Source organism: uncultured Christiangramia sp., assembly GCF_913046405.1.
GTDB classification, from domain to species: domain Bacteria; phylum Bacteroidota; class Bacteroidia; order Flavobacteriales; family Flavobacteriaceae; genus Christiangramia; species Christiangramia marina.
This window is the reverse complement of the sequence record NZ_CAJWRQ010000082.1, coordinates 1-13,159: the sequence shown is the minus strand read 5'-3', so window position 1 is coordinate 13,159 and position 13,159 is coordinate 1. Positions and strand designations below refer to the sequence as shown.

General features: G+C 37.5%; 13 protein-coding genes and 1 pseudogene. 4 read left to right on the top strand and 10 right to left on the bottom strand.

Going from position 1 to position 13,159, the window contains the following annotated elements; genetic code table 11:
* The 4 genes from QZ620_RS10840 to QZ620_RS10825 all read right to left on the bottom strand — a co-directional run.
* On the bottom strand, positions 1-1,150 hold a 1,150-nt coding region (locus QZ620_RS10840), incomplete at its 3' end, for a phage integrase SAM-like domain-containing protein (RefSeq protein WP_295181519.1).
* Positions 1,151-1,443: 293 nt separating this feature from the next.
* On the bottom strand, positions 1,444-3,657 hold the full coding sequence (locus QZ620_RS10835; protein WP_295181517.1) for a xanthine dehydrogenase family protein molybdopterin-binding subunit: 2,214 nt from the start codon (positions 3,655-3,657) through the stop codon (positions 1,444-1,446).
* A gap of 1 nt (position 3,658) precedes the next feature.
* A complete protein-coding gene (locus QZ620_RS10830; RefSeq protein ID WP_295181515.1) occupies positions 3,659-4,645 on the bottom strand; it encodes a xanthine dehydrogenase family protein subunit M in 987 nt (328 codons plus the stop codon).
* A gap of 3 nt (positions 4,646-4,648) precedes the next feature.
* Positions 4,649-5,161 (bottom strand): 2Fe-2S iron-sulfur cluster-binding protein, encoded by a 513-nt coding sequence (locus QZ620_RS10825; RefSeq protein ID WP_295181513.1) that lies wholly within the window; start codon positions 5,159-5,161, stop codon positions 4,649-4,651.
* 288 nt (positions 5,162-5,449) lie between these two features.
* On the opposite strand from QZ620_RS10825, the gene QZ620_RS10820 reads away from it, so the two are divergent.
* Both QZ620_RS10820 and QZ620_RS10815 read left to right on the top strand, forming a co-directional pair.
* The gene (locus QZ620_RS10820) at positions 5,450-6,442 is read left to right on the top strand and encodes a TerC family protein (protein ID WP_295181511.1); all 993 of its coding nucleotides are present in this window, start codon (positions 5,450-5,452) and stop codon (positions 6,440-6,442) included.
* A gap of 4 nt (positions 6,443-6,446) precedes the next feature.
* Positions 6,447-7,400 carry an aldo/keto reductase gene (locus QZ620_RS10815; protein WP_295181510.1) on the top strand — a complete coding sequence of 318 codons (954 nt, stop codon included), beginning with the start codon at positions 6,447-6,449 and terminating at the stop codon, positions 7,398-7,400.
* 1 nt (position 7,401) lies between these two features.
* On the opposite strand, the gene hisS is transcribed toward QZ620_RS10815, so the two are convergent.
* The gene (hisS, locus tag QZ620_RS10810; RefSeq protein WP_295181508.1) at positions 7,402-8,772 is read right to left on the bottom strand and encodes a histidine--tRNA ligase; all 1,371 of its coding nucleotides are present in this window, start codon (positions 8,770-8,772) and stop codon (positions 7,402-7,404) included.
* A 135-nt stretch (positions 8,773-8,907) separates the two neighbouring features.
* Here hisS and QZ620_RS10805 point away from each other — a divergent pair, with 135 nt between their 5' ends.
* Positions 8,908-10,143: an ABC transporter permease gene (locus QZ620_RS10805; RefSeq protein ID WP_295181507.1), complete on the top strand. Its 1,236-nt coding sequence runs from the start codon at positions 8,908-8,910 to the stop codon at positions 10,141-10,143.
* A 2-nt stretch (positions 10,144-10,145) separates the two neighbouring features.
* Here the strand turns inward: QZ620_RS10805 and QZ620_RS10800 are convergent, their stop codons facing one another.
* The 4 genes from QZ620_RS10800 to rpsF all read right to left on the bottom strand — a co-directional run bounded on the left by QZ620_RS10800 (position 10,146) and on the right by rpsF (position 11,791).
* The gene (locus QZ620_RS10800; RefSeq protein ID WP_295181504.1) at positions 10,146-10,625 is read right to left on the bottom strand and encodes a DUF6495 family protein; all 480 of its coding nucleotides are present in this window, start codon (positions 10,623-10,625) and stop codon (positions 10,146-10,148) included.
* A gap of 63 nt (positions 10,626-10,688) precedes the next feature.
* Positions 10,689-11,138, bottom strand: coding sequence for a 50S ribosomal protein L9 (gene rplI / locus QZ620_RS10795; RefSeq protein ID WP_295181502.1), 450 nt, complete (start codon positions 11,136-11,138; stop codon positions 10,689-10,691).
* 12 nt (positions 11,139-11,150) lie between these two features.
* A complete protein-coding gene (gene rpsR / locus QZ620_RS10790) occupies positions 11,151-11,450 on the bottom strand; it encodes a 30S ribosomal protein S18 (RefSeq protein WP_026916063.1) in 300 nt (99 codons plus the stop codon).
* 2 nt (positions 11,451-11,452) lie between these two features.
* Positions 11,453-11,791: a 30S ribosomal protein S6 gene (gene rpsF, locus QZ620_RS10785; protein ID WP_141877878.1), complete on the bottom strand. Its 339-nt coding sequence runs from the start codon at positions 11,789-11,791 to the stop codon at positions 11,453-11,455.
* A gap of 163 nt (positions 11,792-11,954) precedes the next feature.
* On the opposite strand from rpsF, the gene QZ620_RS10780 reads away from it, so the two are divergent.
* Complete coding sequence (locus tag QZ620_RS10780; protein WP_185739476.1) at positions 11,955-12,665, top strand: LytTR family DNA-binding domain-containing protein; 711 nt, start codon at positions 11,955-11,957, stop codon at positions 12,663-12,665.
* A gap of 53 nt (positions 12,666-12,718) precedes the next feature.
* Here QZ620_RS10780 and QZ620_RS10775 read toward each other — a convergent pair.
* A pseudogene (locus QZ620_RS10775) lies at positions 12,719-13,159 on the bottom strand (primosomal protein N'); the annotation flags it as partial.

Sequence of the window (13,159 nt, the reverse complement as noted above, 5' to 3'; positions counted from 1 at the left end):
CAATGCCACAGAGTTTAGCTATTCTTTTTAAATATTTATTGAGAAGTTTAGTGGTACTCTTTGTCCGTGTATAAATTTGTTCGGCTTGAGTTTGATCTACTTCCCGTAAAAAAGGGAATAAATATCCATTATTGAATTTCTTATCTGGGCGATAGTAATCAATTATAATCCTAGCTTTATCAGGAATTTTTAAACTTAGAGGTTTACCATTTTTTTCCATGACATAGTATAAACGTTTATCCTTGAAATCAGACCATTTTAATTTAATTACATCTGAGATTCGCATCCCGGCAAAATAAAAAGAAAACAACCATATGTTGTGAGTATGCCATATAGTTGAGTACTTCTCTAATTCGAGTGATTCTATCTTCTCAATTTCTTCTACATTCAATCCAATTTTATTACCTGAGGATATTCTAATTTTCTCTTTCTCACCAGCAAAAGGATAATATTTCTGGGCAATTACTCCTTCTTTAATTGCAATATTATAAAGAGTTCTAATGAAAATAAGCTGATTGGTTATTGTCCTTGGTTTATGATTCAGGTAAGAAGAACAAAATGTCTTATATTTTCTAATAAAAGATTCGTCAATATCCCTGAATCTTAGGTTATCATTTTTTTTAAAATATGCAACGCCATCCATCCAGTGATATTTAGATCTTCTTGCCTCGCTCACTCGCTTTAACCGTCTTTGTTTAATTTCTTGGATGATTTTTGCCTTACTTCTCGAATTCTTTAGTTGTATAAATTCTTCAATATTATATAGTATTGATAACTGCGCTTTAGCAACTGAAAAAACTCCCGTGTCATATTTACTTTGAATATGTTCAGTGGCAACAGTAAAGAAAGATTTAGAGCCATCTGGCCCTTTTAATTTTTGTTTTATTTGCCTTGGCGTAATTTTTTTCTCTGCATTGAAATAGATATCATTGACTTCAATCATCCTTTTCATCAAAAAGTTATTTAACTGCTTAAAGTTTGGATGAGTCTTTTTAACCTTACAAGCAACGTTATCCCAATCTTTTTCAAATACAGAATGTCCCAGCCAAACATAATTCGTTTTATAATTTTCGCTAATTCTTAAGGCCAGAGGTATCCTTCCATCCTTCTTTTTCATGTTTTTCCTCAAAACAATCTTTAAATTTGCCATACAGTTAGGATTTAAAACCCTGTAATATAATAATTTACACCTAAAAACTAGTACAGAATAAGTACAGAATAAGTACAGAATCGGTTGATTTTAGGCCATATTATATAATATCAAAATTTATCAAAACAACATTAACTAATTGATTTTCAGGTGTTTTAGATAGATTTGACTTCTAGCAGAATATTTTCATAACCCGGAGGTCCCGAGTTCAAATCTCGGTCTCGCTACAAAAAAAAGGGATTTCGTATTTTCGAAATCCCTTTTTACTTTTTATCATTTTTCTATTTCCTGATCTACACTAACTTATCCAGTGTGATTGGCAATTCTCGCACACGTTTACCGGTAGCATTGTAGATCGCATTGCAAATTGCAGAAGCAACTCCTACAATACCAATTTCACCCAGACCTTTAGCTCCCAGCGGATTCACGATTTCATCATGTTCTGGCACGAATATCACTTCAAGATCCTGAATATCTGCTTGTACTGCAACATGATATTCAGCAAGGTTCGCATTCATAATTCGGCCATTACGACTATCCATCATTCCTTCTTCTTCTAGCGCCATACTAATTCCCCAGGTGATACCACCCAGAATCTGACTTTCAGCGGTCTTAGGATTTAGTATTTTACCTCCTGCTATCGCACTCACAACTCTGGGAACCGTGATCATTTTAGTATCCTTATCTACATGTACTTCTACCATCACACAGGAATGTGAGTAGCATGAATACTTACTGCGATCATCTGCGGGTTGAGAATTAACACTGGTTTCAACAGAATTCTGACCGGAAACAGCTAAAATTTCAGAATAACTTAGTCTGGTAGATTTTACGCTTAGATGTCTATTACTGAACTCCGCTTCTTCAAACATTGCTCCCTTTAGTTCTTCAGGAAAACTCTGTTGAGCGTATCCAAATATTTTCTTCTGAAGCGCATGACACACAAGTTTTACTGCTGAACCTACTGAAGATGCAGTCCAGGATCCACCTTCAATTGGAGCCTTTGGCAAACTAGAATCTCCAAGCTGGAATTCTACATCTTCCAATGGAATTCCAACAATTTCCGCCGCTATCTGGGACATGATCGTATATGTTCCAGTACCAATATCTGCCGTCCCACTACTAACTGTAAGTTTCCCTTCAGAAGTTAATATAGCTTTCGCTGAAGATTCCTGCTGCAAAGCTTCCCACACTCCAGTGGCCATTCCATAACCAACAAGATTATTACCATCCTGCATACTTTGAGGCTTTGCAATTCTTTTCTCCCATCCAAAACTTTCTGATGCTTTGAGGAAAGCAGCTCTTAATTCCTTACTGGAATAAGGCTTACCTTCATTTTGATCAATATCAGCATAATTTATTAAACGAAACTCCAGTGGATCTACCCCAGCTTCAATGGCCAGTTCATCAATAGCGCACTCCAGGGCATACATCCCTGTAGCTCCTCCGGGTGCGCGCATATCCATAGGCGTATATACATCCAACGGCACGAGTTGGTAATCCAGTTTGACATTATCACACTGGTACATCATTCCAGACCAGTCTACAACGGTCTCGTTAAACATTTCAAACCTTGAAGTTTCTCCAAATGCCTCGTGATTTATTGATTTCAGTTTGCCTGTTTCATCAGATGATAATTTTAAACGCTGTAAACAGGCAGGCCTGTGTCCAAAACTGAACATTTGAGTTCTGGTCATTACAACCTTCACCGGCAAATTGAGAACTTTCGAGGCCATCGCAGCACAGAATAGTTGATATTGTGGTCTTAAACCAGACCCAAATCCGCCACCTACAAAAGGAGACAATACCCTGACCTTTTCTTTTTCCAGATTGAAGATCCCTGAAATATATTGCTGACTGCTTCCAACTCCCTGAATTTTATCATAAATGGTAAAGCCCTGCTCCTCTGCATTCCAGATCGCTACGGTTGCAAAAGTCTCCATAGGGTTCTGATAATGGCGAGGCAAATAGTATTCTACATCTACCTGATGTTTAGAAGATTCATAAGCTTTTGCGGCATCACCTCTGGGCTCTGGTGGGTCAGGAACGTCCTCTCTGGTCGCATTTTGGAGATTTGCTTTAAGATCAACCTCACAACCTTCCTCTTTTTCATAATCTATTTTAACCAGTCCGGCGGCATATGCGGCTGTTTCGAAAGAATCTGCAACGATTAGCGCGACCGGTTGCCCGTTATACAGAATGTCTTCATTATAGAATGGTCTGAAAGGATTACCGGGAGGAGCCAGAGGATCTGTATAATCTGAATCTATCTTAACTTCTTCCGGGATATTTTTATGGGTAAATACCTGTCGAACTCCCGGCACTTTTAAAGCCTCTTTATCATTAATAGCAACAATTTTACCTCTGGAAATTGTACTATTGATTATATATCCATGTACTAAATGCTCAGGATTAAATTCAGCGCTATAGGTAGCATTCCCTGTTACTTTTTTTATACCATCTACCCTTCTGGTAGGTTTCCCTATATATTTTGTATCTGCTATCATGCTATTTGTTCATTGCTTCTGTTAATGCTCTTACAATGGATTTTCTAACCAGTGGTATTTTAAAATCGTTATTACCGTATCCTTTAGCTCCATCGGTAAGTTTATCCGCTAATTGCTCGAAATTCTCCGTATTTGCCTCTTTTCCAATAAACTCTTTTTCTACGGAAGGTTTTCTCCAGGGTTTGTGTGCAACTCCACCCAAGGCAACTCTAATGTCCTTGATAGTGTTGTTTTCCAGTTCAATTGCGGCAGCTACTGAAACTAATGCGAAAGCATAAGACGGCCTGTCCCTGACTTTTAAATAATGATAGTTCTTAGCAAAACCTTTCTCTGGAAGCTCAATTCCCGTAATGATTTCTCCCGGTTCTAAATTGGTTTCTATATGCGGGGTGTCACCAGGAAGTTTATGGAAGTCAGTCGCGGCAATTGTCCTATCACCTTCAGCTCCACTAATATGAACTGTCGCATCTAATGCCGCAAGCGCTACCGCCATATCTGAAGGGTGCGTTGCTATACAATGCTCACTTGCGCCAAGGATTGCATGTATCCGGTTAAAACCCTTCAAAGCAGAACATCCACTTCCCGGCTCTCTTTTATTACAGGGAGTTGAAGTATTATAAAAATAGAAGCATCTGGTTCGCTGTAATAAATTCCCGCCATTGGTTGCCATATTTCTTAATTGCGCTGAAGCGGCAGAGAGCATAGCCTCAGAAAGTAGTGGATATTGCTCTTCTACTAGTTCATGATAAGCTGTATCGGCATTGGTCTTGGTCGCTCCCAGTAGTAAACCTCCAGAATCTGAGTTTTCGATTTTCGAAAGATCCAGATGGTTTATATCAATTAAGTGCTCAGGATTCTCAACCCGATACTTCATAAGATCCAGCAAATTAGTTCCTCCACCAATAAATCTGCTACTTTCTTTTTTAGAACCTATGTGTTCGATCGCGGTTTCCACGCTTTGTGCTCTTTTGTAGGAAATATTATTCATAGTCTAATTGCTGTTTTTAGATAAAGCTTCGGTATTTCTGTCTTTTAATTCTTCCACCACTTTATAAATGTTGGTATAAGCTCCACAGCGACAAATATTTCCACTCATGAGATCTCTTAATTCCGCAGCATCACTTCCTTTATTCATATTCAGGAATCCAATGGTAGAGCATATCTGCCCGGGTGTGCAATAGCCGCACTGGAATGCATCGTGTTTGATAAATGCTTCCTGCACTGGATGCAATTCATCACCATTCGCTAATCCTTCTACCGTGACAATCTCTTTACCTGTTTGCATTGCGGCGAGGGTCAGGCACGAATTAATATGTTTCCCGTCTACAAGAACGGTACATGCTCCACATTGACCATGATCGCAGCCTTTCTTAGTTCCTGTAAGCTGTAAATGTTCCCGCAAGGCATCGACAAGAGTTGTCCATGCAGAAACTTTCATACTAACATCTCGTCCATTAATATTTAATACCAATTCGTCGGTATCAGGATGTTGTTTAATTTCCATTATGTATGGTTTTGGTTGGTAATTGATTCTAATGATTACTAGAATACCTTTTAAAACTAAAGAATAATTTGGTCACAATTATTTATATCATTCATCTTAGTATTTTTTTATGATTTTTGTTTAATTCCTACAATCATCGTAAGTAATTAGATTTATGTATTTTACAGCTACACTCCCAGCTATGTTAAACTAACTCAGCTTAAAAAAAACTACTCAATTTCTAATTGTTATAGTTGTTGTAAAAACAAATCTCATATCCAATTTTGAGCTTTATTTGCTCAAAAAATTGTGATAATAAACGCATATAATTTTACCGTATACATTGAGCCTGTGGCAGCAGCTTCCGAAGATTTCGTGGTACAACCGTGGGTATGGATAGCCTTTTCTGCCTTCATAATTCTTCTCCTCATCGTAGACTTAAAACTGGTGATGAGAAAACCTCATAAGATAAATACTAAGGAAGCTGCGTGGTATAGTGCCGGCTGGATAAGCCTGGGGCTTCTATTTACTGCTGTGATTTATTGGTGGCAGGGTTCTCTTGCCGCAGGAGAATATCTCGCCGGTTATTTGATCGAGAAATCTCTGTCAATGGATAATGTGTTCCTTTGGGCAGTACTCTTTAGCTACTTCAAAGTGCCAAAGGAATTTCAGCATAAAGTATTGTTTTGGGGAATTTTTGGCGCTCTCGTTCTAAGAGTCATTTTTATTTTCGGCGGAATTGCCCTGATTGAAAATGTACATTGGATCATATATGTATTCGGTGGATTTTTACTTTACACTGCTTATAAGATCTTTAAAAGTGATATTACTGAAGCAAATCCTGATAACAATAGAATTTTCAAATGGGTACGAAAAGTGATTCCTCAAACTGAAGGTTACAGGGAAGACAACTTTTTTGTAAGAGAAAATGGTAAGAAGATTGCCACTCCTCTATTAACCGTTTTGATCATCATCGAACTAACCGATGTCATCTTTGCAGTAGATTCTATCCCGGCAATATTAGCAGTAAGCAGAAATGAATTTATAATTATTAGCTCAAATGCATTTGCCATTCTAGGTCTTCGTGCCTTGTATTTTTTATTGGCAGATATGAAAGACAGGTTTATTTACTTAAACGAAGGACTGGGAATTATACTGGCTTTCGTTGGAATTAAATTCCTGATAAGCGATCTATACGAGATACCAATCTGGATCTCTCTTTGTTTTATAGCTTTAATTTTAATAGGTTCGATATTATTATCTCTACGAAAAACTTCGACGACCGAATTAGATAAAACTTAGATTTATGAAAAGACAACAATTAGGAAATACAGAATTATATACTCCTCCTATCATTTTCGGCGGAAATGTATTCGGGTGGACGATCAATGAAAAAGAATCTTTCAGAATGATGGATCAACTGCTAGATATGGGATTTAACTTTATTGATTCTGCAGATGTATATTCCAGATGGGCTGAAGGTAACTCTGGTGGTGAATCTGAAAGTATTATTGGAAAGTATATGAAGTCCAGAGGCAACCGGCATAAATTGACTATTACCACCAAAGTAGGTTCCAGTATGCAACAAGGTGGCGATAAGGATATTTCCAAAACACATATTCTTAATGCAGTCGAAGATAGCTTAAGAAGATTGCAAACAGACCATATCGACCTTTATTTCACCCATTGGGATGATAATAAAACACCCGTAGAAGAAACCCTGGGAGCCTATCAGAAATTAATTGAGCAGGGAAAGGTGAGATATATTGGAGCTTCAAATTTGAGTCCTGATAGATTACAAGAATCATTAGATGCTTCCAAAAAAGAGGATTTACCAAAGTATCAGGTTTTCCAGCCGGAATATAGTTTGATGCAGCGAAACAAGTTCGAAGGGAAGATTCAGAAAATCTGCCAGGAAAATGATCTAGGAGTTACTTCCTATTTCAGCTTAGCCAGCGGATTCCTCTCTGGAAAATATCAAAGTATCGAAGATATAAAAGGCAGTGATCGTGAACAGTTCCTTGGAGATTATTTCGACGATCGTGGTAAAAAAGTACTCAACGCACTTAAAGATATATCAGACCATCACAATATTTCCCAGGCAGGGATTGCTTTAAGATGGATCATGCAGCGCCCGGGTATAACTGCTCCAATTGCAAGTGCAACCAAACCTAAGCATCTTAAAAGTTTTGAAGAAGCTGTAAACATGGAACTGACCAAAGAAGAAATGGATAATTTAAATGAGGCAAGCAACCATTAGGTTATGAAAGTTTCGAAATAAGATCTTCCAGACTAAGTGCATCCTGCTCACCAGATTTCATATGCTTTAGAGTGAAGGTTTGCTGTTCAATTTCCTCTTCACCAGCAAGTATGACAAATGGAATATCTCGCTTATCGGCATATTTCATTTGTTTACCCATTTTGGAACTGTCTGGATAAAGTTCAGCAGTAATTCCGGCATTTCTCAAAGACCGTATAGACTTCATCGCATATAAAGATTCCTTATCTCCAAAATTTATAAAAAGTACTTTGGTATTCTCGCGCACAGTTTCAGGAAACAGATCCAATTCTTCAAGTACAAGATATATTCTGTCTAGACCAAACGAAATTCCCATTCCGCTCATATTCTTTAAACCAAAAATCCCGGTAAGATCGTCGTACCTTCCTCCTCCACCAATGCTTCCCATCTTAACTTTTTCAGGAGCAGCAACCTCAAAAATAGCTCCGGTGTAGTAATTGAGTCCGCGTGCCAGAGTCACATCAAGATCGAGAGTAGCGGTTTTCAAAGGCATTTCAGCTACAGCATTCTGTATGAATTGCAATTCTTCAATACCCTTCATACCGGTTTCTGAACTTTCCAGAATAGTTTGTAATCCTAAGACTTTTTCAGCAAAAGAACCTTTAAGATCAAAAATTGGAGATATTTTGTCAATAGCTTTTTCAGAAATACCTTTTTCCAGCATTTCTTTTCGTACTCCAGCTTCACCAATCTTATCAAGTTTATCCAGCGCTACAGTAAAATCTATAAGTCGATCCTGCTCTCCAATAACTTCAGCGAAACCAGATAAGATCTTTCTATTATTGATCTTGATTACAACATCTTCCAGACCTAATTGAGTAAATACCGCATCATACAATTGTATGAATTCCACTTCCTGCCATAGACTATCACTTCCCACCACATCTGCATCACATTGGAAAAACTCTCTGAACCTCCCTTTTTGAGGACGATCTGCTCTCCAAACGGGTTGTATCTGGTATCGTTTAAAAGGGAACTCGATCTCATTTTGATGTTGTACTACGTACCTGGCAAAAGGAACCGTAAGATCATATCTTAATGCTTTCTCGCTTATAGAAGAAGTTAATGCCGTACTATCCTTTAATTCAAGAGCTTTCGCATCAGCTTTTTTTAGATAATCACCTGAATTAAGAATTTTAAAAATCAGGCGATCTCCTTCTTCACCATATTTCCCCATAAGGGTCGAAGAGTTCTCAAAACTAGGAGTTTCGATAGGTTGAAAACCAAAACTTTTAAATTGAGTTTTGATAATATCGAAAATGTAGTTTCTTTTTGCTACTTCTTCCGGAGAAAAATCTCTGGTACCTTTTGGAATTGACGGTTTTTGTGCCATAAAGTTCTAAGCTGAAATGTGATTTTTAAAGGACTGCAAATATCTTAATTTTTGAGTGAACCCAAACAAATTTGATATTTTAAGTAACAATCCTATCATTTTATAGTCTAATCGTTAAGATCGAAAAGTTAGCCCATGTTTTCACTCCTGCGGGAAAATATTAGAATTGCCCTAAGTTCCATAAGAAATCAGTCACTAAGAACTGTCTTAACTGTTCTCATCATCGCTATTGGTATCACAGCATTAGTTGGGATTTTAAGTGCTGTAGCAGCACTGGAAAACACTATTAGTCAGGATTTTGCTTCAATGGGCGCAAATACTTTTAACCTGCAACGTTACGAATTCAGAGAGCGAATAAGCAATGAGGACCGGAAGGTAAATCCCACAATTAGCTATAGGGAAGTGACCGAGTTTAAGGAGAATTTTCAGTTTCCATTTACTGAAACCGCGATATCATTTACGGGAACAGGATCTGCAGAAATCAAATATCAGAATGAAAAAACAGATCCGGATATCTCAGTTCTTGGGGTAAACGAATATTATTTAGAGAACTCCGGACTTGAAGTTGAAGAAGGAAGAGAGTTCAACATTTTCGATATTAACAATAATAATAATGTTGCGGTGATTGGTGCCGACTATAAAGACGGCATTTTTAATGGAATGGATCCCGTCAATAAAACGATTAGTATTCGCGGGGCGAAATTCAGAGTGATTGGAATTCTGGAAAGTAAAGGAAGTACCTTCGGAAACAACCAGGATCTAAGAGTTTTTATCCCAATTCAACATGCTCGCTCGATCTTTTCTCAACCAAATATTAATTACAGCCTGAGCGTAAAGGTGGACGATAAGGAAATGCTGGAATCGGCCATGGATGAAGCTATTATCACCTTCAGAAATATTCGTGGATTAAACCCAAAAGAAGATAACAACTTTGGAATTGAAAGAAGCGATGATCTCATTAATCGAATTCTTCAAATTACTGGCGCTTTAAATATTGCCGCCTGGATCATTTCCATCATTACCATATTTGGATCATCCATCGCCTTGATGAATATCATGCTGGTAAGTGTTACCGAGAGAACACGTGAAATTGGGGTTAGAAAAGCACTAGGTGCCAAGAAAAATACTATTGCAATGCAGTTCTTCCTGGAAACATTAGTAATTGGTCAACTTGGTGGTCTACTTGGTATATTGCTAGGAATTCTTATTGGCTGGGGCGTATCATCTTCCCTGGATTTCGATTTCACCACACCATGGAAAGCCATGTTATGGGCTACCGGGATTACCATATTCGTAGCTATACTTGCAGGCAGTTACCCTGCTGCTAAAGCCGCAAAACAGGATCCTATAGAATCACTTAGATACGAATAGTTCTAAGCATCTTTGTCTACAATATTCTTAAAATAAGCGTATAGTTCACCTTTTGTAATATTTGCTCCCTGTCTAATCAATGCGAAAATATCCTTGTTTCTGTCCTCACTAAGAACTTTTGAAGAGGTATAAATATTAACCATCTCATTCATAAGGTTAGTTTGTAACCATTGATAACCTTCCCGGGTTGTAATGTCTACAGATTCATTATCTACCTTAATCGCGATCAGATTGATAGTTACTTCAGAAATATAAAAAAGAAAGACCTGGTTTGGAGAAAAATGCTCCAGGTATTCAACCTTATTCAGGACTCCTTCCCATACAAGATCGCTAAACAGATCCATTTCATCTTCAGCAACCTTAGGCTGTTCTTTTTTGATCTTATCCCATTCCTCACCGGTGATGGATTGAGTTGCCAGGAAATTAATGAACTCCTGATGCATCTCTTCAAATTGTTCTTTGGTTAATCGAGCGTATTTCATTTTTCTAAAAATAAGAAAAGCCCACTCATAAATGAGCGGGCTTTTTGCTATAAAATTATAATATTAAGCTTCCCCTACAACGTCAAAACTTAGGTTTGAAACTACTTCACGATGAAAACGCAAAGTTGCATCATACTGTCCTAAACGCTTGATGTTTCCACCGGCGATGCTAATAAATTTTTTCTCAATTTCTACACCTTCCTTAGCAAGAGCATCAGCCAGATCACCGTTAGTGATAGAACCAAACAACTTATCACCAGCTCCTGCCTTAGCAGTCATCTTGATCTCAATATTGTTAAGTTTCTCAGCCTGTTTCTTAGCTTCGTCAATGTGCTTTTGTTCCTTATAGGCACGCTGCTTTAAAGTTTCAGATAAAACTTTTCTTGCAGAAGGAGTTGCCAGTTCAGCGTATCCATGAGGTATAAGATAATTTCTACCGTAACCGTTTTTAACAGCCACAACATCATCTTTAAAACCTAGATTGTCTACGTCTTTTTTAAGTATTACATCCATAACTGCCTCTTTTTATTTTAATAAATCACCTACGTAAGGCATTAGTGCTAAGTGACGAGCACGCTTTACAGCAGTAGCCACTTTTCTCTGAAACTTCAAAGAAGTACCTGTTAAACGACGAGGTAACAATTTACCCTGCTCGTTTACAAACCCCATAAGAAAATCTGGATCTTTGTAATCAACGTACTTAATACCAGATCTTTTAAATCTACAGTATTTTTTCGCTTTGGTAGTTTCTATATTAAGAGGAGTTAGATACCTGATCTCTCCGTCTTTTTTTCCTTTTGCTTGTTGTTCAATAGATGTTGCCATGATTACGCTTTTTCCTTGTTACGTTTTCTTCTCTTCTCAGCCCAAGCAATTGCATGTTTATCCAACTTTACAGTTAAATAACGCATCATACGCTCTTCTCTTCTGAATTCCAACTCTAAAGGTTCGATAACCTCACCTGGAGCTTCGTATTCAAATAAGTGATAAAAACCACTCTTCTTGTGTTGGATTGCATAAGCCAGTTTTCTTAGGCCCCAATCTTCTTTAGCTACCATCTTAGCCCCTTTAGAAACAAGAAAATCTTCGTATTTCTTAACTGTCTCCTTTATCTGTTCATCAGATAAAACGGGATTCAAGATGAAAACAGTTTCATAGTTGTTCATAAAATTCTACTTTAAATTTAATCGGCTGCAAAAATAGAATTTATTATTCATATTTCAAAGCTTATTACCAAGGTAAAAATACTATTTTTAACCAGCTAAATTATATGCACCTTGCATTTGTTATATATAATGAGTAATATTGTTAAAGTCTAACCTAATTATCGTGGAAGAAGTTTTACTTAAATGTGCTGTTGTTGATGATTCGAGCCTGCAAAGGTTATCGATCGTTAAATTGATAAAAGACCATCCTAACCTTAACCTGGTTGCCGAATATAACAATGCTATAGAAACTAAGAACGGCCTGTTAGATACCGAAACAGATCTAATCTTTTTAGATATCGAAATGCCAATTCTTTCAGGTTTTGAATTACTTGATAATCTTCCAAACAAACCGCAGATAATATTTGTTACTGGAAAGACCAAGTATGCTTTCAAGGCTTTTGATTATGATGCCGTAGACTATATTCACAAACCCGTAACTAAAGACCGCTTTAATAATGCAGTGAATAAAGCGGTTAATCTCTACAAACTTAAACATCAGGCCCCAATACAGGAGGACGATGATTTTATCTTCGTAAAAAGCAATCTCAAGAATCGAAAGGTATTTCTAAATAAGCTAAAGTACATTCAGGCTCTTGGAGATTATGTGAAGTTTGTGACTGAGAAAGATAACTTTGTGGTTCTCGCAACAATGAAATCTTTTGAAAAAGAACTTCCCAGTGAAAGATTCCTGCGTACTCACAAATCCTATATCGTGAATTTAGATAAGATCGAAAGATATAATAGTAAAAATATAGAGATCGATAAAGAATTACTACCGTTAAGCCGACATAAGAAAGCGAATTTGGTAGAAGCACTCAGTGCAATACAATAAGAAGAACGATCTACGCTCCAATAATATATAGCCATCCTAACCGGTGGCTTTTTTTATTGGGGATCTACGTTTGTTATAACTCTTACCGACCGGAATGCGCCAATAGCCTGATAAGATTTTATAATTCTAGAGATCATTGCTTTCGTTTTTCCCAGATTTTGTTTCTGCGGGATCTTGATTAGAATATTTTTATAGTATTCATTACGAATTCGGGCTACAGGCGGGAATTCAGGTCCCAGAACGTATCTATCGAACACATTCTCCAATGCTCTTGCCAGCCACTCTGCTGCCTCATTGGTCTTGGAGAAATCCCTGCTTTTTAGCGTCAACCGTACGAGACGATAAAATGGCGGATATTGATACTGGTAGCGATCCTCCAGTTGCTCCTCATACATCTCTTTATATGCGCTTGTGGATACCTGCTGAATGATCTGGTGGTGTGGGTTGTAACTCTGGATCAAAACCTTTCCTCGTTTCTTAGTTCTGCCCGATCT

Bases quoted from the DNA above. Each gene is read 5' to 3' on its own strand.
- QZ620_RS10815 (WP_295181510.1), top strand. From the start codon at position 6,447: ATGAAAAGACAACAATTAGGAAATACAGAATTATATACTCCTCCTATC.
- rpsR (WP_026916063.1), bottom strand. From the start codon at position 11,450: ATGGCAACATCTATTGAACAACAAGCAAAAGGAAAAAAAGACGGAGAG.
- QZ620_RS10825 (WP_295181513.1), bottom strand. From the start codon at position 5,161: ATGGAAATTAAACAACATCCTGATACCGACGAATTGGTATTAAATATT.
- hisS (WP_295181508.1), bottom strand. From the start codon at position 8,772: ATGGCACAAAAACCGTCAATTCCAAAAGGTACCAGAGATTTTTCTCCG.
- QZ620_RS10830 (WP_295181515.1), bottom strand. From the start codon at position 4,645: ATGAATAATATTTCCTACAAAAGAGCACAAAGCGTGGAAACCGCGATC.
- rplI (WP_295181502.1), bottom strand. From the start codon at position 11,138: ATGGATGTAATACTTAAAAAAGACGTAGACAATCTAGGTTTTAAAGAT.
- QZ620_RS10805 (WP_295181507.1), top strand. From the start codon at position 8,908: ATGTTTTCACTCCTGCGGGAAAATATTAGAATTGCCCTAAGTTCCATA.
- rpsF (WP_141877878.1), bottom strand. From the start codon at position 11,791: ATGAACAACTATGAAACTGTTTTCATCTTGAATCCCGTTTTATCTGAT.
- QZ620_RS10800 (WP_295181504.1), bottom strand. From the start codon at position 10,625: ATGAAATACGCTCGATTAACCAAAGAACAATTTGAAGAGATGCATCAG.
- QZ620_RS10835 (WP_295181517.1), bottom strand. From the start codon at position 3,657: ATGATAGCAGATACAAAATATATAGGGAAACCTACCAGAAGGGTAGAT.